Origin of the sequence: Xanthomonas sp. LF07-6, from assembly GCF_034105445.1 — a bacterium.
GTDB classification, from domain to species: Bacteria; Pseudomonadota; Gammaproteobacteria; order Xanthomonadales; family Xanthomonadaceae; genus Xanthomonas_A; species Xanthomonas_A sontii.
On record NZ_JAXGGI010000002.1, the window covers coordinates 344,961 to 368,801 of the forward strand.

Here is a 23,841-nt window from a genome sequence, read left to right on the forward strand (position 1 = left end):
GCCAGTGAACACGCAACGCAGCAAGACCCCAGCGGTCCGCACCATCGCCGTGCTCGGCGCCACCGGCTCGATCGGCGCCTCGGCGCTGGACGTGATCGCGCGCCATCCGCAGCGCCTGCGCGCCGGCGTACTGGCCGCCGGGCGCAACGTCGACGCGCTGCTGGCGCTGTGCGCCACGCACCGTCCCGCGCATGCGGTGATCGCCGATCCGGCGCTGTACCCGGCGCTGCGCGACGGCCTGCGCGCGGCCGGGCTGTCGACCCAGGCGCATGCCGGCGACGCCGCGCTGGACCAGCTGGTGGCCAGCGACGCCTGCGACAGCGTGGTCGCCGCCATCGTCGGCGCGGCCGGCCTGGCCTCGACCCTGGCCGCGGCCCGCGCCGGCAAGCGCCTGCTGCTGGCCAACAAGGAAGCGCTGGTGCTGGCTGGCGAACTGGTCACCGCCGCGGCGGCCGCGGCCGGCGCCGAGATCATCCCGATCGACAGCGAGCACAACGCCATCTTCCAGTGCCTGCGCTCGCGCCAGACCGGCGCCGAGGTGCGGCGGGTGCTGCTGACCGCCTCCGGCGGCCCGTTCCGCGGCTGGGACCGCGCGCGCCTGCAGGCGGTAACCCCGGCGCAGGCCGTGGCGCACCCGAAGTGGTCGATGGGGCCGAAGATCTCCGTCGATTCGGCGACGTTGATGAACAAGGGCCTGGAGGTGATCGAGGCCCACCACCTGTTCGCGCTGGCGCCCGAGCGCATCGAAGTGCTGGTGCACCCGCAGAGCCTGGTGCATTCGCTGGTCGAGTTCATCGACGGTTCGACCCTGGCGCAGATGGGCCTGCCGGACATGCGCACCACCCTGGCGGTGGGCCTGGGCTGGCCGGACCGCATCGCCTCTGGGGTCGCCGGGCTGGACCTGCTGACGCAGGGCCGGCTGGATTTCGAGGCGCCGGACCTGGACGCCTTCCCCTGCCTGGGCCTGGCCTGGCGCGCGATGCAGGCCGGCGGCAGCGCCCCGGCGATCCTGAACGCGGCCAACGAAGTGGCTGTTTCAGCCTTTCTTCAGGGCCGGATCGGTTTCCTATCGATTCCTGCGCTGGTCGAGAACGCCCTGACCGAGCTGCCTGCGGTCGCGGCCGATTCCCTGGACGCGTTGCTGGCGGCGGATGCGCACTCGCGCAAGATCACCGAACTCGCCATTGCCCGCCATTTCGCCCATGCTTGATCCCCACGCCGCCATGAGCCACGCGCATGGGTAATGTCGTCGGCTCCATCTGGTGGATGCTGGTCAGCCTGGGCATCCTGGTGACCTTCCACGAGTTCGGCCATTTCTGGGTCGCCCGCCGCTGCGGGGTCAAGGTGCTGCGCTTCTCGGTGGGCTTCGGCAAGCCGCTGTGGTCGCGCTACGACCGCCACGGCACCGAGTTCGCGATCGCCGCGATTCCGCTCGGCGGCTACGTGAAGATGCTCGACGAACGCGAGGGCGAGGTGGCCCCGGCCGAGCGTGCGCAGGCCTTCAACAACAAGAGCGTGTGGCAGCGCATCGCCATCGTCGCCGCCGGCCCGATCGCCAACCTGATCCTGTGCGTGGCGTTCCTCTGGGCGATGTTCGTGATCGGCAAGCAGGACTACGCGCCCATCGTCGGCCGCGCCGAGGGCCTGGCGCAGCAGGCCGGGTTCCAGCCCGGCGAGCGCATCGTCCGCGTCGGCGACCGCGACGTCGCCACCTGGAGCGAGGCCGCCATGCAGCTGACCGTCGCCGCCATGGACCGCGAGGACGTGCCGGTGCAGACCGAGGACGCGCAGGACGGCGCCAGCCATACCCGGACCCTGCGCCTGTCGCAGCTGCCGGTCGGCTTCGACGAGCAGCAGGTGCCGGCCCTGGCCGGCCTGACCTGGCGCTTCACCCTGCAGCCGGCGGTCATCGCCAACGTCACCGCCGGCTCGGCCGCCGACGGCGTGCTGCGCCCCGGCGACCGCGTGCTGGCGGTGGACGGCACCCCGATCACCAGCGCCGACCAGGTCGCGCCGCAGGTGCAGGCCCTGGGCCGCGGCGGCGGCAACGGCCTGATCGAGGTCGAGCGCAACGGCGAGCGCCTGGCCCTGGACGTCCATCTCAAGCAGGCCGCCGGCCCCGGCGCGCCGCGCTGGACGCTGGGCGTGGCCATCGGCGAGCAGCGCCGCCCGACCTACGACGCCACCCTGCGCTACGGCCCGCTGGCGGCGATCCCGGTCGCCTTCCGCGAGACCGGCCGGCTGGCCGGCGACACGCTCGGCATCCTGCGCCGCATGCTGACCGGCGAGGCCTCGCTGAAGAACGTGTCCGGCCCGATCACCATCGCCAAGGTCGCCAACGTCTCGGCCAAGCAGGGCCCGGACTGGTTCCTGAATTTCCTGGCGCTGCTGTCGCTGAGCCTGGCGATCATGAACCTGCTGCCGATCCCGATCTTGGACGGCGGGCACTTGCTGTATTACCTTATCGAGTTGGTCAAGGGCAGCCCGCTGAGCGAGCGCGCCATGGCGGCGGGGCAATTCGTGGGCCTGACGTTGCTGGCAGGACTGATGGGGTTGGCGTTCTACAACGACCTCTTCGGCCAGGCCCTGCGATGACCCGCGCCGATCCACTCGACCCGCTGTCGTCTTGCGCCGGCGCCCATGCAACAACGATATCGACCTCTACCGGACGTGACATGACGAGATTTCCCACTCGCCGCCTGCTTGCCCTCGCCCTCGCCGCCAGCCTCAGCCTGCCGGCCCTGGCCCAGGTAGCGGAGCCCTTCACCGCCAGCGACATCCGCGTCGACGGGCTGCAACGCATTTCGTCCGGCACCGTGTTCACCTACCTGCCGGTGGAACGCGGCGACACCGTGGACGAGGCCAAGGTCGCCGAGGCGATCCGTGCCCTGTACCGCACCGGCTTCTTCGAGGACGTGCGCGTCGACCGCCAGGGCAACATCCTGGTGGTCACGGTCAAGGAGCGTCCGGCGATCAACAAGCTGACCGTCACCGGCAACAAGGACATCAAGAGCGAGGAACTGCTCAAGGGCCTGTCCGACATCGGCCTCAGCGAAGGCGGCACCTTCGACCGGCTGAGCCTGGACCGGGTGACCCAGGAGCTGACCCGCCAGTACAACAACCGCGGCAAGTACAACGTCGAGATCACCCCGACGGTGAGCCCGCTGGACCGCAACCGCGTCGACGTGGCCATCGCGATCAAGGAAGGCAAGGCGGCCAAGATCCGCCACGTCAACCTGATTGGTACAGAGAAATTCCTCAACAAGGACATCCTGGAGAACTGGGAGTCGCGCGAGCACAACTGGCTGTCCTGGTACCGCCGCGACGACCAGTACTCCAAGGAAAAGCTGTCCGGCGACCTGGAGAAGCTCAACTCCTGGTACCTGGACCGCGGCTACGTCGACTTCAGCGTCGACTCCACCCAGGTGGCGATCAGCCCCGACAAGCGCGACATGTACCTGACCGCCGGCATCACCGAAGGCGAGCAGTACAAGATCTCCGACATCAAGGTCACCGGCGACACCATCCTGCCGCAGGAAGAGATCGAGAAGCTGGTGATCCCCAAGGCCGGCGACACCTTCTCGCGCGCGCTGCTGGAATACAGCTCCGACGCCATCACCAATACCCTGAGCAACATCGGCTACGCCTTCGCCAAGGTCACCCCGATCCCGACCACCGACCGCGAGAAGCGCACGGTGGCGGTGAACCTGCAGGTGACCCCGGGCCCGCGCGTGTCGGTGCGGCGCATCGTGTTCCGCGGCAACACCCGCACCTCCGACGAAGTGCTGCGCCGCGAAATGCGCCAGTTCGAGGACACCTGGTACTCGCAGGCGGCGATCGACCGCTCCAAGATCCGCCTGCAGCGCCTGGGCTACTTCGAGTCAGTGGACGTGGAAACCCCGCCGGTGCCGGGCAGCAACGACAAGGTCGACGTGGTCTACAACGTCAAGGAGACCACCTCGGGCAGCTTCACCTTCGGCCTGGGCTACTCGCAGACCTACGGCGTCACCACCTCGGTGCAGCTGTCGCAGAACAACTTCCTCGGCGGCGGCAACCGCGTCGCGGTGGACGCCTCGCGCAGCAGCTACCAGGAGCGCTACGCGTTCTCCTACACCAATCCGTTCTTCACCGACGACGGCGTCTCGCTGGGCTACAACCTGTCGTGGCGCAAGCTGGACTACTCCGACTTCGGCACCGCGCAGTACAACAGCACCAACGGCGCGGCGCAGGTGATCTTCGGCGTACCGATCACCGAGACCGACAGCGTTTCGCTGATGTTCGGCGTGGACAGCAACCAGATCACCACCTATCCGGGCTTCACCCCGCAGGCGATCATCAACTACATCGACGCGATCGGGACCAAGACCTTCCATGCCTGGCGCAGCGAGCTCGGCTGGGCGCGCGACACCCGCAACGACTACTTCATGCCCACCCGCGGCATGTACCAGCGTGTGGGCCTGGAAGCCACCCTGCCCGGTTCGACCGTGGAGTACTGGAAGCTCAACTACCAGATCTCCAAGTACTGGCCGATCTCGCCGGCGCTGGTGCTCAACACCCGCGCGGAGTTCGGCTACGGCGACAGCTACGGCAGCGACGTGTCGCGCGACATCTGCGGCACCTACACCAGCGATGCGCAAGGCACGACGACCTACAACCCGCAGGCCTGCAACGGCTCCAACCTGATCCGCAGCGTCACCGCCTCGGGCCTGCCGTTCTACGAGAACTTCTACGCCGGCGGCACCAACTCGGTCCGCGGCTTCGAGGACAACACCCTCGGCCCGCGCTCGGAGGCCACCGCCTCGTACCGCCGCGGCCAGCCGCTAGGCGGCTCGTTCAAGACCGTGGGCTCGGCGGAAATGTACTTCCCGAAGCTGTTCGACAGCCCGTCGGCGCGCATTTCGGCGTTCGTGGACGTCGGCAACGTGTTCAATGGCGTGGACAACTTCAAGTCCAACCAGTTGCGCGCCTCCACCGGTATCGCCCTGCTGTGGCGGGCCCCGGTCGGCCCGATCTCGATCAGCTATGCGATTCCGTTGAAGAAGGAAGACAACGACGAGATCGAGCGCCTGCAGTTCACCTTTGGTGGGCAGTTCTAAAAGAACTGCCCACCCGCTGCCAGGGCTGCGCCCTGGCAGCGAGGTTTTCGCTGCGCGAAAACCTGCTGGGGCTTGGCTTGCCTAATCCCCGCGCCTGTCGGCGCGCCCCGAGCGCGTCACCGCATTCGCGCTGACGCCCCACGATTCGCGTTGCGAATCGCGGGCCCCGGCTCATCACTCTCCGAATCCCCGCGCCTTCGGCGCGCCCCCTTTACCAAAGGGGGGGAGCGCGCCACCGCATTCGCGCTGACGCCCCACGATTCGCACTGCGAATCGCGGGCCCCGGCTCATCGCCTTCCGAATCCCCCCGCCTTCGGCGCGCCCCCTTTACCAAAGGGGGCTTTGCTCGAGTCGGTCGATCGTGGCTTGCAGGTGATCGAGCCTATTCGGCTTGGTGTACGCGAGCGGGTCCCACGCCCTACGCGGGCGTACGTATGACCGTGCTGGTGGCACACGGTAGAATCTCCCGGTGAATACTTCGACCTATACCGCTGACGAGATCGCCGAGCGTTTCGGCCTGCAGGTGCATGGCGACGGCAGCGTCGCGGTGCGCGGCGTGGCCACGCTGGCGCAGGCCGGCCCGGGACAGCTCAGCTTCCTGGCCAATCCCCGCTATCGTGCGCAACTGGCCGACAGCACCGCGGCGATCGTGGTGCTGCGTGCCGACGACGCCGAGGCCGCGCCCGGCACCGCACTGATCGCGCGCGATCCGTACGTCGCCTTCGCCAAGATCGCCGCGCTGTTCGACGTGGCCCCGCTGCGACCGCCCGGCATCCATCCCAGCGCCAGTATCGATCCCAGTGCGCAGGTCGCGGCCAGCGCGCACATCGGCGCGTTCGTCAGCATCGGCGCGCGCAGCGTGGTCGGCGAGGGCTGCGTGATCGGCCCCGGCTGCGTGATCGGCGAGGACTGCCAGATTGGCGCAGGCAGCGAACTGATCGCCCGCGTCACCCTGGTCACCCGGGTGCGTCTGGGCCAGCGCGTGCGCGTGCATCCCGGTGCGGTGCTCGGCGCCGACGGCTTCGGCCTGGCGATGGACGCCGGCCGCTGGATCAAGGTGCCGCAGCTCGGCGGCGTCCGCATCGGCGACGATTGCGAGATCGGCGCCAATACCTGCGTGGACCGCGGCGCGCTGGAAGACACCACCCTCGAAGAAGACGTGCGCCTGGACAACTTGGTGCAGGTCGCGCACAACGTGCACATCGGCGCGCACAGCGCCATCGCCGGCTGCACCGGCATCGCCGGCAGCGCCAAGATCGGCCGCTACGTGATGCTCGGCGGCGCGGTCGGCGTGGTCGGCCACCTGGAGATCTGCGACAAGGTCGTGGTCACCGGCAAGTCGGTCGTGCGCAACTCCATCCACGAGCCGGGCGAGTACTCGTCCGGCACCCCATTGACCGACAACCGCACGTGGCGCAAGAACGCCGCGCGCTTCAAACAGCTCGATGCCCTGGCCCGTCGCATCCTGTCTGTCAGCAAGGAGAAGGAATGAGCCACGATCAGCCCCTGCCGGACGCCACCCTGCCGGACATCAACCAGATCCGCGCACTGCTCCCGCACCGCTACCCGTTCCTGCTGGTGGACAAGGTGGTCTCGCTGGATTTCGAGAACCGCCGGATCGTCGCGCACAAGAACGTCAGCATCAACGAGCCGTATTTCCAGGGCCATTTCCCCGGCCAGCCGATCATGCCCGGCGTGCTGATCATCGAGGCGCTGGCGCAGGCCGGCGGCATCCTGACCCAGCTGGCGATGGGCCGCGACGCGCAGTCCAAGCTGTTCTACATGGTCAAGGTCGACAACGCCCGCTTCAACAGCCAGGTGGTGCCCGGCGACGTGCTGGAGCTGCACGTGGAAATCAAGCGGGTGATCCGCAACATGGCGGTGTACTACGGCGAGGCCAAGGTCAACGGCAAGGTCGTGGCCTGCGCCGAAGTGCTGTGCGCCGGCACCCGCGAATGACCCTGGCAGGAGACCTGCGATGAGCGCCAACGCTCCCCTGATTCACCCCTCCGCGATCATCGACCCGGGCGCGAAACTCGCCGCCGACGTGCGCGTCGGCGCCTTCACCGTGATCGGCGCCGAGGTGGAGATCGGCGAAGGCTGCGAGATCGGCTCGCATTGCAGCATCGTCGGCCCGACCCGGCTCGGCCGCGACAACCGTTTGGTCGGCCACGTCGCGCTCGGCGGCGACCCGCAGGACAAGAAGTTCGCCGGCGAACGCACCGAACTGGTGATCGGCGACCGCAACGTGATCCGCGAGTTCGTCACCGTCAGCCGCGGCACCGGCAGCGGCGGCGGCATCACCCGCGTGGGTAGCGACAACTGGTTCCTCGCCTACACCCACGTCGCCCACGACTGCATCGTCGGCAACCACTGCGTGTTCTCCAACAACACCACCCTGGCCGGGCACGTGGAAGTGGGCGACCACGTGATCATCAGCGGCTTCGCCGGCGCGCACCAGTTCTGCCGCATCGGCGATCACGCCTTCCTCGGCATGGGCGCGCTGATCAACGGCGACGTGCCGCCGTTCACCATGGTCGGCGGCAATTCCCTGGGCCGCCCGCGCGGCATCAACAGCGAAGGGCTGAAGCGCCGCGGCTTCGATCCCGAGCGCGTGGCCGCGATCAAGCGTGCGTACCGCGCGCTGTACGTGGCCGGCCTGCCGCTGGCCGAGGCCAAGCACCAGTTGGCGGTGCTGGCCGAAGGCAGCGAGGACGTGCGCGCGATGCTGGAGTTCATCGAATCCAGCGAGCGGCCGTTGTTGCGATGACGGCCGGGAATGGGGAATCGGGAATGGGAAATGGGAAGAGCGTTCGCCCGCCCGGCCCCGGCTCCGCTGTTGCTTTAACCATTCCCCATTCCCCATTCCCCACTCACCGCGCAGCGAAGCTGCGCATCGCCCTGGTCGCCGGCGAAGCCTCCGGCGACCTGCTGGGCGCGGGGCTGATCGAGGCGTTGCGCGCGCGCTATCCCGACGCGGAGTTCGCCGGGGTCGGGGGCGAGGCGATGCGCCAGGCCGGGTGCCAGACCTGGTTCGACGCCAGCGAGCTGGCGGTGATGGGTCTGCTGGAAGTACTGCGGCACCTGCCGCGCCTGCTGAAGCTGCGCCGCGCGCTGCGCGAGCGGCTGCTGGCCTGGCGCCCGGACGTGTTCGTCGGCATCGATGCCCCCGACTTCAACCTGGGCGTGGAGCGCTGGCTGAAGCAGCGCGGGCTGCGCACCGTGCATTACGTCAGTCCATCGGTATGGGCCTGGCGCGAGCAGCGCGCGGCCAAGATCGGCGCCAGCGCCGACCGGGTGCTGTGCCTGTTCCCGATGGAGCCGCCGATCTACGCCAAGCACGGCGTGGACGCGCGCTTTGTCGGCCACCCCATGGCCGATGCGATCGCGCTGCACGAAGACCGCGGCGCGGCGCGTGCGTCCCTGGGCGTGGCCGCCGACGTGCCGGTGCTGGCGGTGTTGCCGGGCAGCCGCCTGGGCGAGATCGGCAAGCTCGGCGACACCTTCTTCGCCGCCGCCGCGCAGGTGCTGCAGCAGCTTCCGGACGCGCGCGTGCTGGTGCCGGCCGCCAATGCCGCGTGCAAGGCGCTGATCGAAGAACAACTCGCGCGCTCGGCCTTGCCGGCGGCCGCCACCCGGGTGCTGGACGGCCACGCGCGCACCGCGCTGCTCGCCGCCGATGCGGTGCTGCTGGCCTCCGGCACCGCGACCCTGGAAGCCATGCTGGTGAAGCGGCCGATGGTGGTCGGCTACAAGGTCGCCCCGCTCACCTACCGCATCGTCAAGGCGCTGGGCCTGCTGAAGGTCGACCGCTACGCCCTGCCCAACATCCTCGCCGGCCACGACCTGGCGCCGGAACTGATGCAGGACGCCTGCACCCCCGACGCCCTGGCCGCCGCGCTGCTGCACTGGCTGCGCAACCCGCAGGCGGTGGCGGCGCTGCAGCCCGAGTACGAACGCCTGCACCTGCTGCTGCGCCAGGACGCCTCGGCGCGCGCGGCCGATGCGGTGCTCGAATTGCTGGAAGGCCGTGAATCGGAAGTCGGGAGTCGGGAATCGTCAGGAGCAACGGCATGAAGCGCTCCCTTTCCCCGCCGTCGCCGCAGCAGTCGCTTTTGTCCCATTCCCCATTCCCCACTCCCGATTCCCGGCTCTACGCCGGCGTCGACGAAGCCGGCCGCGGTCCCCTGGCCGGGCCGGTGGCGGTGGCGGCGGTGGTGTTCGATCCGGCGCGCACCCGCATCAACGGGCTGGACGATTCCAAGCAGCTGACCGCGGCGCGCCGCGAGACGCTGTATGCGCGCATCGTCGAGCGCGCGCTGGCCTGGCAGGTGGTGCTGATCGAGGCCGAGGAGATCGACCGGCTGAACATCTACCAGGCGACCATGCTGGGCATGCGCCGCGCGGTCGAGGGCGTGGCCCACGTGGCCGGCTTCGCCCGCATCGACGGCAACCGCGTGCCCAAGGGTCTGCCCTGCGCCGCCGAGGCGCTGGTCGGCGGCGATGCCCGCGACCGCGCGATCATGGCCGCCTCGATCATGGCCAAGGTCACCCGCGACCGGATCATGCAGCGCCTGCACGACGAACACCCGCACTACGGCTTCGACCTGCACAAGGGCTACGCCACCCCGGCGCACCTGGCCGCACTGGCCGCGCACGGCCCCTGCATCCACCACCGGCGCAGCTTCGCGCCCGTCAGGATGGCCCTAGCGGGCCGGGAGCCGGCCGTGGAGATTGGGGATTCGCTGGAGTCGCTGCAGCTCGCGTAGGACGTTCGACTGGGTCGGGCCGGCATCGCGCGCACTCAACGCGCAATGAGACCGCAAACGAATCCCCAATCCCCACTCCCGAATCCCCGCCCCTCGCTGTCAAGCCTTGCCCGGCTCGCCCCCCGCCGCTACCCTGCCCGGGCATCGCTCTGGTTCCGCATGTCCACTTCCCGCTTCGCCCATCTGCACATCCACACCGAGTTCTCGCTGGCGGATTCGACCATCCGTGTGCCCGAGAAACCGGATCAGGCTGACCCGAAGAAAGCCAAGCAGGCCAACCTGCTCAGCCGCGCGGTGGAGCTGGACCTGCCCGCGCTGGCGGTCACCGACCTCAACAACCTGTTCGCGCTGGTCAAGTTCTACAAGGCCGCCGAGGGCGTGGGCATCAAGCCGATCGCCGGCGCCGACCTGCTGATCGCCGACGGCACCCAGGCGCCGTGGCGGCTGACCGTGCTGTGCCGCAATCGCGACGGCTACCTGAGCCTGTCGCGACTGCTGACCCGCGCGTGGCTGGAAGGCCACCGCAACGAAGGCGGCGTGGCGCTGCGCCCGGAATGGCTGCAGACCGGCAGCGACAACCTGTTCGCGCTGGCCGGCCGCGAGAGCCTGGCCGGGCGCCTGGCCAGCGAAGGCCGCCACGATCTGGCCGAGCAGCAACTGGCCGACTGGCAGCGCATCTTCGGCGACGGCCTGCACCTGGAACTGACCCGCACCGGCCGCGATGGCGAGGAGGCGTTCAACCAGTTCGCCCTGCACGCCGCCGGCACCCGCGGCCTGCCGGTGATCGCCAGCAACGACGTGCGCTTCCTGTACGCCAGCGACTTCGCCGCGCACGAGGCGCGCGTGTGCATCTCCTCCGGCCGCGTGCTCGACGATCCCAAGCGACCGCGCGACTACAGCGACCAGCAGTACCTGAAGTCGGCCGAGGAAATGGCCGCGCTGTTCGCCGACATCCCCGACGCGATCGACAACACCCTGGCGCTGGCGCAACGCTGCAACATCGAGATGCAGCTGGGCACCTACTTCCTGCCCGCCTATCCGGTGCCCGACGACGAGACGCTGGACAGCTGGATCCGCAGCCAGTCGCGCGACGGCCTGGCCGCGCGCCTGGAAAAGAACCCGCTGGCGCCCGGCAAGACCCGCCAGGACTACGTGGACCGGCTCGAGTTCGAGCTGGACACGATCATCAAGATGGGCTTCCCCGGCTACTTCCTGATCGTGGCCGACTTCATCCAGTGGGGCAAGAACCAGGGCATCCCGATCGGCCCGGGCCGCGGCTCCGGCGCCGGTTCGCTGGTGGCGTGGGCGCTGCAGATCACCGACCTGGATCCGTTGCCGTACAACCTGCTGTTCGAACGCTTCCTCAACCCGGAACGCGTGTCGATGCCCGACTTCGACATCGACTTCTGCATGGATCGCCGCGACGAGGTGATCGACTACGTGGCGCGCAAGTACGGCCGCGACCGGGTCAGCCAGATCATCACCTACGGCACCATGGCGGCCAAGGCGGTGGTGCGCGACTGCGGCCGCGTGCTCGGCTTCCCGTACGGCCTGGTCGACGGCGTCGCCAAGCTGATCCCCAACATCCTCGGCATCACCCTGAAGGATGCGATGGGCGAAGGCAAGGACAGCGAGATGGCCTCGCCGGAGCTGATCCAGCGCTACCAGGCCGAGGACGACGTCCGCGACCTGATGGACCTGGCGCGGCAGCTCGAGGACCTCACCCGCAATGCCGGCAAGCACGCCGGCGGCGTGGTGATCGCGCCGACGCCGCTGTCCGACTTCTGCCCGCTGTTCGCCGAACACGACGTCGACACCTTCGGCAAGAACCCGGTCACCCAGTTCGACAAGGACGACGTCGAGCAGGTCGGCCTGGTCAAGTTCGACTTCCTCGGCCTGCGCACCCTGACCATCATCGACTGGGCGGTGAAGGCGATCAACGTGCGCCACGCGCGCGCCGGCATCCCGCCGGTGGAGATCGCCACGATCCCGCTCGACGACGCGCCGACCTACAAGGGCATCTTCGCCTCGGGCAACACCGGCGCGGTGTTCCAGTTCGAATCCTCGGGCATGCGCCGGCTGCTGAAGGACGCCCGCCCCGACCGTTTCGAGGATCTGATCGCGCTGGTCTCGCTGTACCGCCCCGGCCCGATGGACCTGATCCCCTCGTTCAACGCGCGCAAGCACGGGCAGGAGGAGATCGTCTATCCCGATCCGCGCACCGAAGCGATCCTGAAGGACACCTACGGCATCATGGTGTACCAGGAGCAGGTGATGCAGATGGCGCAGATCGTCGGCGGCTACTCGCTGGGCGGCGCCGACCTGCTGCGCCGCGCGATGGGCAAGAAGGTGCCGGCGGAAATGGCCAAGCACCGCGAGATCTTCCGCGAGGGTGCGGCCAAGGGCGGCGTCGGCGAGGCCAAGGCCGACGAAATCTTCGACCTGATGGAGAAGTTCGCCGGCTACGGCTTCAACAAGTCGCACGCCGCCGCCTACGCGCTGGTCAGCTACCAGACCGCGTGGCTGAAACGCCATTACCCGGCCGAGTTCATGGCGGCCACCCTGTCCTCGGACATGGACAACACCGACAAGGTGGTCGGCTTCCTCGACGAGGTGCGCAACCTCGGCCTGACCGTGCTGCCGCCGCGCATCAACGCCTCGGCCTACATGTTCGAGGCGGCCACGCCGGACACCATCCAGTACGGCCTGGGCGCGATCAAGGGCGTGGGCCGCGGCGCCTGCGAGGCGATCGTGGCCGAGCGCGAGCGTGGCGGCGAGTACGCCTCGCTGCTGGACTTCTGCACCCGCGTGGAATCGGCCAAGCTCAACAAGCGCACCCTCGAGGCGATGATCAACGCCGGCGCGATGGACGGGCTGGGCGCCAACCGCGCCACGCTGATGCTGCAGCTGCCGGAGGTGATGAAGGCCACCGAGCAGATGGCGCGCGAGCGCGCCTCCGGGCAGAACTCGCTGTTCGGCGGCGCCGACACCAGCACCCCGGCGCTGCGCCTGGACCTGCCGGAGAGCAAGGAATGGCCGCTGGGCCAGTTGCTGGCCGGCGAGCGCGAGACGCTGGGCTTCTACCTCAGCGGCCATCCGTTCGATCCGTACCGCGACGAAGTGCGCGAACTGGTCGGCTGCGACCTGAGCGCGCTGGAGAAGATCTGCGCGCAATCCGGCGGCGGCCGCGGCGGTGGCGACGGCGAGAAGCGCGCCTGGCGCCCGGAGGTCAGCGCGATCCTCGCCGGCCAGGTGGTCGGCGTGCGCCGCAAGGGCGACAGCCAGGTGTTCGTGCAACTGGAGGACGGCCGCGGCCGCATCGAGTGCAGCGCGTTCTCCGACGCCATCGCCGAGTTCGGCCACCTGCTGACCCGCGACCGCATCCTCATCGTCAAGGGCGGTGTGCGCGAGGACGAATTCAACGGCGGCTACGCGATGCGCATCCGCCAGTGCTGGGACTACGAACAGATCTGCACGCACCACGCGCAGCGCCTGTCGCTGCGTCTGGACCTGCGCCAGCGCAGCGCCTGGCCGCGCATCGACGGCCTGCTCGCCCGCCACCGCCCGGGCAAGACCCCCCTGCGCCTGGACCTGCTGCTGCAGTCGGCGCAGGGCGGCATCGCCGGCATGCTCGACCTCAACGGCAGCCATTCGGTGCGCGTGGACCCGCAACTGCTAGACGCCCTGCGTGGCGACCCAGCGGTGCGCGCGGTGAAGGTCAAATACAACCCGCCATGGGCGAACTGAGCCTGGCGCGCAGCGCGGCGCGCCCGTTGCGCATGACCGAAGGAAGGAGGCCGCGATGAAGACCGTGCTGTTCCCGTTCGCTGCCGCGCTCGCGCTGGCGGCGTGCTCCTCGTCCAAGGTCGACTTCCAGATCGACAACCCCACCGCCGCGCCGCTGTCGATCACGCTCGACGGCAAGACCCTGCAGGTGCCGGCGCAGCAGGCGCAGCCGGTGACGTTGGCGGCCGGCGAGCACCACCTGCGCAGCGAACGCCTGGGCGATGTGCGCTTCATCGTCTACGCCGATACCAGGGGCGGGCTGATCAATCCGACCCTGAGCGAGTACGTGACCGCGAACGCGATCTACCTCACCGGCCCGGACAAGGCGAAGAACTTCGGTTCGATCAACGCGCGGATCGAACTGAACGGCGTCACCTTCGAAGGCCCGTTCAAACAGACCCACAACCTGTTCATCGACAAGGACTGGACCTTCGGCGTGCGCGAGCCGTTCCCGGATGAGCAGGTCGTCGCGCATGTCGATCCCAGCGGCGGCAAGATCTCCAGCAAGATCTTCACTGCGCCGGACTTCATCGCCTACGTCGAGACCGGCATGGGCCAGCCCGGCGCGTTCGAGCGCGCGCGGCCGGGCCGTTACGTGACGCCGCGCTTCGCGCTGGAGAAGACCCCGGCGACGTTGCCGCCGCTGGACCCGGCCTACGAGGCCCATGCCGGCCCGCTGCGCGCGCTCTACGCGCGCCACCTGCGCGCGACCAGCGCCGACGCGCAGCGTGCCCTGCGCAAGGAAGCCTTCCAGGCGCAGATGGCGTTCACCACCGCCACCGCGACGCTGGGCGCCTCGCTGCCGCCCTCGGCCAACGAGGCCTGCAACACCTTCGTGCACGCCTTCGGCGAGCTGACCGGGCGCAGTGCGCTGGTCGTTCCCTGAGCCGCCGCCGCCCCCGGCCAGCCGCGCCCCGCCGGCCTTTCCACACCGGAGCGTACGGGCAGTTGCCGTACATTCGGCTAAGCTTCCCCACCTTTGATCCATCCGACGGCTTCCAATGAACCCGAACTACCTCGACTTCGAGCAACCCATCGCCGATCTGGAAGCCAAGATCCAGGAACTGCGCAACGCCAGCACCGGCCCGGCGGTCAACGTCGATGCCGAGGTCAGCGCGCTGGAAGACAAGCTGCGGGTGCGCACCGCGCAGATCTTCCGCGACCTGTCCTCGTGGCAGATCTCGCAGCTGGCGCGGCATCCGCAGCGCCCGTACACGCTGGACTACATCAACGTGTTCTGCGACGAGTTCCAGGAACTGGCCGGCGACCGCGCATTCGCCGACGACAAAGCCATCGTCGGCGGCCTCGGCCGCATCGACGGCCGCGCGGTGGTGATCATCGGCCACCAGAAGGGCCGCGACACCAAGAGCAAGATCGCGCGCAATTTCGGCATGCCGCGCCCGGAGGGCTACCGCAAGGCGCTGCGCCTGATGAAGCTGGCCGAGCGCTTCAAGCTGCCGCTGCTGACCTTCATCGACACCCCCGGCGCCTACCCCGGCATCGGCGCCGAGGAGCGCGGCCAGAGCGAAGCGATCGCGCGCAACCTGCTGGAGATGGCCGAGCTGAAGGTGCCGGTGATCTGCACCGTGATCGGCGAAGGCGGCTCCGGCGGCGCGCTGGCGATCGGCGTGGGCGACCGCACCCTGATGCTGGAATACGGCACCTATTCGGTGATCTCGCCGGAAGGCTGCGCCTCGATCCTGTGGAAGGACGCCTCCAAGGCCAAGGACGCCGCCGAACAACTCGGCCTGACCGCCAAGCGCCTGTCCGCGCTGGGCCTGGTCGACAAGGTGATCCGCGAACCGATCGGCGGCGCCCACCGCAATCCGACGCAGATGGCCAAGCGCCTGAAGGCGGTCCTGCTCAACGAACTGGACGCCCTGGAACAGCTGCCGATCGAGCAGTTGCTGGAGAAGCGCTACGCGCGTCTGCGCAGCTACGGGGCGTACGAAGCGGCCTGATCGCGACACAAGGAAGCGTTGTCCATGAATCCCATCGTCCTGCTGTCGCTGGCCTTGCAGTTGGCCTGCTGCGTGCACGTGGTGCGCAGCGGCCGCCCGCTGTATTGGATCTTCATTCTGCTGATCTTTTCGTATCTGGGGATCCTGATCTACGTGATCGCCGAACTGCTGCCGGAGTGGCGCAACGATCCGCGCGCGCGCCGCCATCTGCGCAAGGTCGGCGCCACGCTCGATCCGAACCGCGACAAGCGCACCGCCGGCAATCGCCTGGAACTGGCCGACACCGTGGACAACCGCCGGCAACTGGCCGAGGTGCACCTGGATAACGGCGAGTACGCGCAGGCGGCCGAGGTGTTCGAGAGCGGCTTGCGCGGCATCCACCGCGACGACCCCGGACTACTGCTCGGACTGGCCAAGGCGCAGTTCGGCCTGGACCAGCCGGCCGCGGTGAAAGCCACGCTGGACCGGCTGATCGCCGCCAACCCGCAGTTCCGCTCGCAAGACGGCCACCTGCTCTACGCGCGCGCCACCGAGGCGCTGGGCCAGACCGACGCGGCGCTGGAGGAATACGCCGCGCTCGCCGACGACTACCCCGGCGAAGAAGCGCGCGTGCGCTACGCGCAACTGCTGCAGCGCGCGGGCCAGCCGCAGCGCGCCGGCGAAGTGTTCAACGAAGTGCTGAAGCGCTCCAGCCTGGCCCCGCGCTACTACCAGCGCGACCAACGCCAGTGGATCGACCTGGCCCGCAGCGAACTGAAGCAACTCGACAGCCGCAACGCCTAGCTGCTGGCGCAAACCCGGAAAGGGTCGGAAACGGGGACTTTCGAATCCCCAATCCCAAATCCCCAATCCCCGCTCAAAACGGCTTGGCCAGCACCAGCCAGATCACCACCAGCAGCGCGAGCACCGGCAGCTCGTTGAACAGGCGCAGCGCGCGCGAGGACGGCAGCGCGCCGGCCTGGCCGACGCGCTTGAGCCAGCGACCGGTGAAGATGTAGTAGGCCAGCATCAGTGCCACCAGGCCGAGCTTGGCGTGCAGCCAGCCGCTGTGGCCGGGCGCGACCATGGTCGGGAAGTCCGGCAGCACCTTGTAGCCCAGCCACAGGGTCAGCCCCAGCAGCAGCGCCAGGCCGAACATGCTGTGGCCGAAGCGGTACAGGCGCCGCCCCATCAGCGCCAGGCGCTCCTGCACCTGCGGCTGGCCCGCGCTCTCGGCAATGTTGACCAGGATCCGCGGCAGGTAGAACACCGCCGCCATCCATGCGATCACGAACAGCAGATGCAGGGACTTGATCCACAGATAGAGTTGCATGCGCTGGCTCCGTGTCGCTGGCGTAGGATGTGCGGCCATTTTCGCCGATTCGTCCGGCGCCCGCACGGACCACACGCCCGCATGGACAAACAGTACGACGCCGACTACTTCCAGCGCTGGTATCGCCGCGACGGCATCGTCGATGCCGCGCGCCTGGCGCGCAAGGTCGCGCTCGCCGTGGCCCAGGCCGAGTACTACCTGGAACGGCCGATCCGCAGCGTGCTCGACATCGGCTGCGGGGAAGGCTCCTGGCGCGCGCCGCTGCTGAAGCTGCGGCCGAAACTGCACTACCTCGGCTTCGACAGCAGCGACTACGCGGTCGCCCGCTACGGCCGCCACCGCAACCTGCACCCGGCGCGCTTCGGCGATTTCGCCTGGCTGCGGCCGTGCGCACCGGTGGACCTGCTGGTGTGTTCGGACGTGCTGCACTACGTGCCCAGCCGCGAGTTGCGCCAGGGCCTGCCCGGCCTGGTGGAGCTGTGCGGCGGCGTGGCGTTCCTGGAGACCTTCGCCGCCGAGGACGATTTCGACGGCGACCACGCCGGCTTCCAGCCCCGCGCGGCGCGCTGGTACCGGCGCCAGTTCGGTGCGCTCGGGCTGCGCCCGGTGGGCAGTCATTGCTGGCTGGCGCCAGCGCTGACGGGGGATGCGGCGGCCCTGGAGACGATTGGTCTGGTGCCCCATTAAGGTGCAAACCGCGCGGATGCGTTATGCTGCACGGCAGCATACGCTCAGGATGGAAACACCGGCATGCTCTACCAGTGGCACGAACTGACCCGTAACCTGCTCGCCCCCTGGGTGCACCAGGCCGAAGCCAACGCCAAGATCTTCTCCGACCCCAACAGCCTGTGGTCGACGCTGCCGGGCGCCGAGCGCCTGGCCGCGAGCAACGAGTTGATGCACCGCCTCGGCAAGGACTACGAGAAGCCGGCCTGGGCGCTGGACCATGTCGAGGTCGACGGCCACGCCCTGCCGATCGTCGAGCAGGAAGTGCTGCGCAAGCCGTTCTGCCGCCTGCTGCGCTTCAAGCGCTTCAGCGACGACGCCAAGGTCGTGGACGGACTCAAGAAGCAGCCGGCCGTGCTGGTGGTGGCGCCGCTGTCCGGCCACCACGCCACGCTGCTGCGCGACACCGTGCGCACCCTGCTGCGCGACCACAAGGTCTACGTCACCGACTGGATCGACGCGCGCATGGTGCCGCAGTCCGAAGGCGACTTCGGCCTGGACGACTACGTGCGCTACGTGCAGGACTTCATCCGCCACATCGGCGCCGAATCGCTGCACGTGATGAGCGTGTGCCAGCCGACCGTGCCGGTGCTGGCCGCGGTGTCGCTGATGGCCGGGCGCGGCGAGACCACGCCGCGCTCGCTGGTGATGATGGGCGGGCCGATCGACGCGCGTCGCAGCCCCACCGAAGTCAACAACCTGGCCACGCGCAACCCGCTGTCCTGGTTCGAGCACAACGTCATCCATACCGTGCCGCCGGCCTACCCCGGCCACGGCCGCGCCGTCTACCCGGGCTTCCTGCAGCACATCGGCTTCCTGGCGATGAACCCGAGCCGGCACTTCATGTCGCACTGGGATTTCTACGCCAACCTGGTCAAGGGCGACCTGCAGGACGCCGAGGCGCACCGCCGCTTCTACGACGAGTACAACGCGGTGCTGGACATGCCGGCCACCTACTACCTGGACACCATCCGCGTGGTGTTCCAGGAATTCCTGCTGCCGCGCGGCGAATGGGTGATCGACGGCGAACGCGTCGACCCGGCCGCGATCCGCGACACCGCGCTGCTCAGCATCGAAGGCGAACTGGACGACATCTCCGGCCTGGGCCAGACCGCCGCCGCGCAGGACCTGTGCACCGGCATTCCCGCGGCGCGCCGCCAGCACCTGGAAGTGCAAGGCGCCGGCCATTACGGCATCTTCAGCGGCCGTCGCTGGCGCGACATCGTGTATCCGCAGGTGCGCAGCTTCATCGCCGCCAATGCCGGCGCCAGCCGCGCGCCGGCGGCCGGCAACGTCACCCCGCTCAAGCGCCGCGGCAGCCGCAAGGCCGGCTGAGCCGCGTCGCGCCCGCGGCCGGCGGTCGCCGGCCGCGACGCCTCGTCATTGCCCCGTGCTGTGCACCAGTAGTTGCTTGGCCAGCAGGCCGTGCAGCTTGCCGACGGCCCGCGCCAGGTGCAGCGTGACAAAGAGCAACACGACACCCAATGCGGTGGACAGCGGCAGCAGCCACAGACCTGCACCGGCGGCGCCGAGATCGCCGAACGCCACGCCAAGATAGAAGTGCTCGGGGAACAGCAGGCCCAGTGGTGCCGCGGCCAACCCCAGCGCGGTGCTGAGCAGGGTGACGAACACGGTGAAGTAGGCGATCCCCAGCGGCAGCATCAGCAGTAAGTACAGCATCGTGGTCCAGGTGCGCGCATCGGTGAACATCTGCCCGATGCGCTGCAGCCACGGCTGTTGCGGCGCGCTGTACAGCGGCCGGCGTGGCATGCGCTCGCCCAGCAGGACTTCCACCACGCGGCCCTCCACCAGCGACAGCAGCCGCACCGACCCGAAGAACAGCACCAGCAGCGGCACCCCGATGATCAGGATCAGCAAGCCCGCCGACACGCTGACGCCGGTCACCAACCAGGTGAAGTAGAAGATGCCGGTGACCAGCGACAGCAGCATGTAGAACAGGCTGCCGTAGGCGCGCGGGTCGGCGATCACGCCGAAGAAGCGGCCGGGCAACGATTTGCGCCTGGGCGGCGCCGGCGGCTTCAGCGCGCGGCTCACCGTGACCTCGGTATCGCGGTAGATCTCGGCCACCTCCTCCGGCGCGCCGTAGCTGCCGGCGACGCCGGCGATGACCTCGGCCTCGCTCTTGCCCGGCTGCTCGGCCAGCTCCGAACGCAGGTATTCCTCCGCGTCGTACAGCGCGTCCTGGACCAGCGCGGGGTCGGCGCCGGCCAGCGCCGCGCGCAGTTGCGCCAGGTAGTCGGGAATGGTGGTCGGCAAGGGCCGCGGTGCGGTGTGTGCGCTGCTCATTCTGAAATCCCCTTCAGCACGGAATCGACGGAATCGCGGGTGGCGCGCCACGCCGCGGCCCATTGCCGCAGCGTGGAAAGACCCGCAGCGGTGATGCGGTAGTAACGCCGTGGCGGCCCCGCCACCGACGGCTCGACATGGCTGGACAGCAACCCCGCCGCCTCCAGGTTGCGCAGCACCGGGTACAGCGCGCTCTGCTTGCCGCTGAGCACGCCCTCGCCCACCTGTTCCAGGCGCTTGGCGATCAGGTAGCCGTACAGCGGCGCCTCGGCCGCGGCCAGTACCGCCAGCAGGGCCAGCGACACGGTGCCGGCGCTCAGTTCCTTCTGGAATTTCTTCAGCTGTGCATCCGGCTCGACCATGGCGCCCTCGCTAGGTTGATCTAGATACTAGTACCGAGTTCGACATAGTGATCGTGCCATTGGTCATGCACGCCGCCCAGGCGCCGCGATTGCCGCGGCAAACGTTTCGACAACGTCGCGCGCCCTACACTCGTGACGGTTCCGTTCCACATGCATTCCAGGAGGTATCGCATGAGCCCGTCCCCCACCGAACAGCAACCCGGCCAGGCCACCGACCCGAGCTTCGCCAGTTCCGGCAACCAATACTCCGCTGGCCCGATCAAGCGGGATCCGAACGCTGGCGCAGGCTCCCTCGAGTACAGCCGTACGGTCACCGAAGCCAGGCGTGGCCCACTGGAGTACGCCTTGGTGCAGACCGGCAAGGTCGGCGCCGGCAGCAAACAGGAAGACGGCAAGACCGTGTTCAACGTGGAGATGGAGTTCACCCAGGGCCATCGCATCGAGGGCGCATTCAAGGCCGGGCGCCTGGCCGTCGACGGCAGCCTGACCCAGGCGGTCGGCGAGCGCGGCCGCTACGAGGTGCGCCTGCCCGGCGAGGCCAAGGCCGAAGCCGCTACCCAGGTGAATCCGTTCGACCCGCAGACCATCCCGGTGGACGGCAGCGTCAAGCTCGATGGCCAGGCCTTCGCCAAGACCTCGATGGAGGCGACGTTTCGCGGCCTGGCTACCTCCAGCGAGCGCACCGATGCGGCCGGCATGAGCTACGCCGTGCAGCGCGTGGACGAGCACAGCGTGCGCGTGGCGGTCGGCCCGACCCAGGCGCTGGAGCGGCTGGAGGCGGTCGGATTCAAGACCGACATCGCCCAGGCCATGCTCGGCCGCCAGGACGCGCTCGGCCAGGCGACCATGCGCACCGCCACCTTCGACCTGCGCGAGCCGCAGGCGCAAGCCGCCTATCGCGACTTCCTGGCCAGCGGCAAGCTCGCCGCCAACGTACCCGGCGTCAGCGACGTACAGAAGGTCGAAAGCCTCACGATGAGTTCGGAAACCCGCGCCCAACTCGGGGTAGGCCCGTTCAAGGCCGAGCTGGGCGGCCAGCGCAACACCGGGGAGAACGTGCGCACCACCTATGCCGACGGCAGCTACAGCCTGGTCGGCAAGGTGCAGTACGCCGGCAACGTGCCGATGACCATGACCCGCCAGTTCGACGCCGCGAACAACGAGCGCGTGGACGAACGCAGCTACCAGTTCAAGTTCGACAAGGTCGACGAGAACCAGGCGCAGCTGCTCAACTCGGTGCTCGCCGGCAAGGCCGGTGCCGCGGGTCCGGCGAAGGCCGGCCAGGACCTCACCCTGCACTTCTCCGAGCGGCAGATGGATGCGCTGCGTCAGCAGTACCAGCGCGCGGCGCAGGCCAGCCCGATGACCGCGCACGAGGCGGCGCAGTACGCCAAGCAAAGTCCGCAGGACTTCGCGATCGGCCTGGCGCGCAACCTGGGCAATTCCCAGTACGGTCTGAGCGAGCGCCTTTTCCGCGTGGCCGACAGCGCCGGCGGCACGCCGGGCGGCGATCTGCAACGCATCGACGCCAAGGCCGAAACGCCAGAGCAGAAGTCGCCGACGGCGCCGACACGCGCCACCGGCAGCGGGCCGGAGCCGCACGCCGCTGCCGCCGCCGACCCGCGGCAACAGGCGATGCAGCAGGCGATCGAGCGCAAGCTCACCCCGTACGATGCCAACGTCGCCAGCAACTTGCTGCTGGCAGCCAGGCGCGACGGCCTGACCCAGGTCGATCACGTGCTGCGCAACGACAACGGCCGCGTGTTCGCGGTGCAGGGCGACCCCAGCGCCGGCGACAAGCGGGTGGCCTACGTGGACGCCGCGCAGGCGGCCACCATCCCGGCGGCGGAAAGCGCCAGGCAACTGGCCGCGCTGCCGCCGCTGCCGAACCAGGCGCCGGTGCAGGACACACAGGAACCGCAGAAGCGCGCGCTGTCGTAGACAGCGCTGTCGGCGGCACGGCGGTCGCGCCATGCCGCCGGCACATTGGCAGCGGCCGCCGCTTCGGTGAGAATCGGGCGCTCACCGACCGGGCCGCCCTCATGCCGCTGCGCACTTCCCTGCTCGCCCTCGCGTTGTCGCTGTTCACCTTCGCCGCGTCGGCCGGGGCACCGCCGCCGGCCGTGCCCTACCGCAGCCCGCAACAGATCCTGGACGCATCCAAGCCCAGCGACTGGCGCACGCTGGATCCGGCCAACACGCTGTACCTGGAGCTGGACACCGGCCGGGTGATCATCGAACTGGCACCGGCGTTCGCGCCGCAGCACGTCGGCAACATCCGCACCCTGGCCCACGAGCACTTCTGGGACGGCCTGAGCATCTACCGCGCGCAGGACAATTTCGTGGTGCAGTTCGGCGATCCCGACGGCGAGGAAGCGGGCAAGGCCAAGTCGTTGGGCAGCGCCAAGACCCACCTGCCCGCCGAATTCCAGCGCCCGGCCGCGGGCCTGGCGTTCCAGCCCCTGCCCGACCGCGACGGCTGGGCGCCGCAGGTGGGCTTCGTCGACGGCTTTCCGGTGGCGCGCGATCCCAAGGCCGGCACCGCCTGGCTGGCGCACTGCTACGGCACGCTCGGCGCCGGCCGCAACAACGACGAAGACAGCAGCATCGGCGCAGAACTGTACGTGGTCACCGGGCAGTCGCCGCGGCAACTGGACCGCAACATCACCGTGGTCGGCCGCGTGGTCAAGGGCATGGAACTGCTCAGCGTGATCCCGCGCGGGCCGGACCCGATGGGCTTCTACGAAAAACCCGAACAACGCACCCCGATCCGCGCCATCCGCCTGGCCAGCGACGTGCCGGAGAACGAGCGCACCCCGCTGCAATTGCTGCGCACCGATACGCGCACCTTCCGCGAGGTGGTCGAGGCGCGACGCAACCGCCGCGACGATTTCTACAAGCGTCCGGCCGGGCACATCGACCTGTGCAATGTGCCGCTGCCGGTGCGTACGCCGCCGAAGTGACGCGTCATGCGCGCGCCGGACGGTGCGCGCTCAGGCGCCGCCGACGCTGCGCCGCTGCGGTTGCTGCGCGTGCAGGAAGCGGGTGAACAGTTCGCGCGGCTGCTCCACGCCGCACTCGGTCAACAGCATGGCGATGTTGCCGCGGTGGAAAGCGCCATGCGCGAGCACGTGGAACAGCATTTCCTCTCGGCGCATGCGGCCGGCATCGCCATCGGTGAAATGGAAGGCCAGTGTCTGCTGCAAGGCGGGCGCGTCGATCCGGGCGACATAGTCGGCATACCACCGGTCCGATTCGGCCACCGCCGCACCCAGCGCCTCCAGTTCCGGCGTCTGCGGCGTATTGCTCGCGGTGAACGCATGCGTGCCGCCCTCCAGGTGCGCAGCGAAGATCCGGTCCACCACGTAGGTATGGTTCAACAGCCGGATCGCGCGCTGCCGCTGCGCCGGAAACGCCGCACCATCGATCTGCGCCAGCGCCTGCAGCAGTTCGGCGTTGGCCCAGGCCTTGAAGGCGAACTGCGATGCGAGCAGGGAATCGGTCATTGCGTCGTTCTCAGGC

General features: G+C 69.1%; 20 protein-coding genes. 16 read left to right on the forward strand and 4 right to left on the reverse strand.

What is annotated here, in order from left to right; genetic code table 11:
* Positions 1–4 precede the first annotated feature (4 nt).
* From dxr to SLW56_RS06125, 12 genes are all read left to right on the forward strand, one after another.
* Positions 5–1,210 (forward strand): 1-deoxy-D-xylulose-5-phosphate reductoisomerase, encoded by a 1,206-nt coding sequence (dxr, locus tag SLW56_RS06070; RefSeq protein ID WP_150408999.1) that lies wholly within the window; start codon positions 5–7, stop codon positions 1,208–1,210.
* 26 nt (positions 1,211–1,236) lie between these two features.
* Positions 1,237–2,595: an RIP metalloprotease RseP gene (gene rseP / locus SLW56_RS06075; RefSeq protein WP_320694503.1), complete on the forward strand. Its 1,359-nt coding sequence runs from the start codon at positions 1,237–1,239 to the stop codon at positions 2,593–2,595.
* An 80-nt stretch (positions 2,596–2,675) separates the two neighbouring features.
* Positions 2,676–5,096, forward strand: coding sequence for an outer membrane protein assembly factor BamA (gene bamA, locus SLW56_RS06080; RefSeq protein ID WP_017908791.1), 2,421 nt, complete (start codon positions 2,676–2,678; stop codon positions 5,094–5,096).
* 469 nt (positions 5,097–5,565) lie between these two features.
* A complete protein-coding gene (gene lpxD, locus SLW56_RS06085; RefSeq protein WP_152182683.1) occupies positions 5,566–6,588 on the forward strand; it encodes a UDP-3-O-(3-hydroxymyristoyl)glucosamine N-acyltransferase in 1,023 nt (340 codons plus the stop codon).
* Positions 6,585–7,055 carry a 3-hydroxyacyl-ACP dehydratase FabZ gene (fabZ, locus tag SLW56_RS06090; protein WP_010344048.1) on the forward strand — a complete coding sequence of 157 codons (471 nt, stop codon included), beginning with the start codon at positions 6,585–6,587 and terminating at the stop codon, positions 7,053–7,055. The genes lpxD and fabZ overlap by 4 nt, the downstream gene beginning before the upstream one ends.
* Before the next feature lie 19 nt (positions 7,056–7,074).
* Positions 7,075–7,866 carry an acyl-ACP--UDP-N-acetylglucosamine O-acyltransferase gene (gene lpxA, locus SLW56_RS06095; protein ID WP_017908793.1) on the forward strand — a complete coding sequence of 264 codons (792 nt, stop codon included), beginning with the start codon at positions 7,075–7,077 and terminating at the stop codon, positions 7,864–7,866.
* Positions 7,867–7,889: 23 nt separating this feature from the next.
* The gene (gene lpxB / locus SLW56_RS06100) at positions 7,890–9,173 is read left to right on the forward strand and encodes a lipid-A-disaccharide synthase (RefSeq protein ID WP_320694504.1); all 1,284 of its coding nucleotides are present in this window, start codon (positions 7,890–7,892) and stop codon (positions 9,171–9,173) included.
* Positions 9,170–9,865 (forward strand): ribonuclease HII, encoded by a 696-nt coding sequence (locus SLW56_RS06105; RefSeq protein WP_320694505.1) that lies wholly within the window; start codon positions 9,170–9,172, stop codon positions 9,863–9,865. The genes lpxB and SLW56_RS06105 overlap by 4 nt, the downstream gene beginning before the upstream one ends.
* Positions 9,866–10,024: 159 nt before the next feature.
* Entirely contained in the window at positions 10,025–13,612 is a 3,588-nt protein-coding gene (dnaE, locus tag SLW56_RS06110) for a DNA polymerase III subunit alpha (protein WP_320694506.1), read from the forward strand.
* 55 nt (positions 13,613–13,667) lie between these two features.
* On the forward strand, positions 13,668–14,537 hold the full coding sequence (locus SLW56_RS06115; protein ID WP_295910467.1) for a hypothetical protein: 870 nt from the start codon (positions 13,668–13,670) through the stop codon (positions 14,535–14,537).
* Between the two features lie 115 nt (positions 14,538–14,652).
* Positions 14,653–15,612, forward strand: a complete 960-nt coding sequence (locus SLW56_RS06120) for an acetyl-CoA carboxylase carboxyltransferase subunit alpha (protein ID WP_017912020.1) — start codon at positions 14,653–14,655, stop codon at positions 15,610–15,612.
* 24 nt (positions 15,613–15,636) lie between these two features.
* Entirely contained in the window at positions 15,637–16,395 is a 759-nt protein-coding gene (locus tag SLW56_RS06125) for a tetratricopeptide repeat protein (RefSeq protein WP_017908799.1), read from the forward strand.
* A 73-nt stretch (positions 16,396–16,468) separates the two neighbouring features.
* Here SLW56_RS06125 and SLW56_RS06130 read toward each other — a convergent pair whose 3' ends face one another.
* Positions 16,469–16,924 carry a CopD family protein gene (locus SLW56_RS06130; protein ID WP_209244268.1) on the reverse strand — a complete coding sequence of 152 codons (456 nt, stop codon included), beginning with the start codon at positions 16,922–16,924 and terminating at the stop codon, positions 16,469–16,471.
* Positions 16,925–17,005: 81 nt separating this feature from the next.
* Here SLW56_RS06130 and SLW56_RS06135 point away from each other — a divergent pair, with 81 nt between their 5' ends.
* Entirely contained in the window at positions 17,006–17,611 is a 606-nt protein-coding gene (locus tag SLW56_RS06135) for a class I SAM-dependent methyltransferase (protein WP_320694507.1), read from the forward strand.
* 63 nt (positions 17,612–17,674) lie between these two features.
* On the forward strand, positions 17,675–18,985 hold the full coding sequence (gene phaZ, locus SLW56_RS06140; protein ID WP_043092494.1) for a polyhydroxyalkanoate depolymerase: 1,311 nt from the start codon (positions 17,675–17,677) through the stop codon (positions 18,983–18,985).
* A gap of 45 nt (positions 18,986–19,030) precedes the next feature.
* Here the strand turns inward: phaZ and SLW56_RS06145 are convergent, their stop codons facing one another.
* Together SLW56_RS06145 and SLW56_RS06150 are read right to left on the reverse strand one after the other, a co-directional pair.
* Positions 19,031–19,957 (reverse strand): sensor domain-containing protein, encoded by a 927-nt coding sequence (locus SLW56_RS06145; RefSeq protein WP_320694508.1) that lies wholly within the window; start codon positions 19,955–19,957, stop codon positions 19,031–19,033.
* On the reverse strand, positions 19,954–20,319 hold the full coding sequence (locus SLW56_RS06150; RefSeq protein WP_017908804.1) for a PadR family transcriptional regulator: 366 nt from the start codon (positions 20,317–20,319) through the stop codon (positions 19,954–19,956). The genes SLW56_RS06145 and SLW56_RS06150 overlap by 4 nt, the downstream gene beginning before the upstream one ends.
* Before the next feature lie 171 nt (positions 20,320–20,490).
* Here SLW56_RS06150 and SLW56_RS06155 point away from each other — a divergent pair, with 171 nt between their 5' ends.
* Positions 20,491–22,260, forward strand: a complete 1,770-nt coding sequence (locus tag SLW56_RS06155; protein WP_320694509.1) for an XVIPCD domain-containing protein — start codon at positions 20,491–20,493, stop codon at positions 22,258–22,260.
* A 101-nt stretch (positions 22,261–22,361) separates the two neighbouring features.
* Positions 22,362–23,282, forward strand: a complete 921-nt coding sequence (locus tag SLW56_RS06160) for a peptidylprolyl isomerase (protein WP_320694510.1) — start codon at positions 22,362–22,364, stop codon at positions 23,280–23,282.
* 30 nt (positions 23,283–23,312) lie between these two features.
* On the opposite strand, the gene SLW56_RS06165 is transcribed toward SLW56_RS06160, so the two are convergent.
* Positions 23,313–23,825, reverse strand: a complete 513-nt coding sequence (locus SLW56_RS06165; RefSeq protein WP_267084418.1) for a DinB family protein — start codon at positions 23,823–23,825, stop codon at positions 23,313–23,315.
* Between the last annotated feature and the right edge of the window lie 16 nt (positions 23,826–23,841).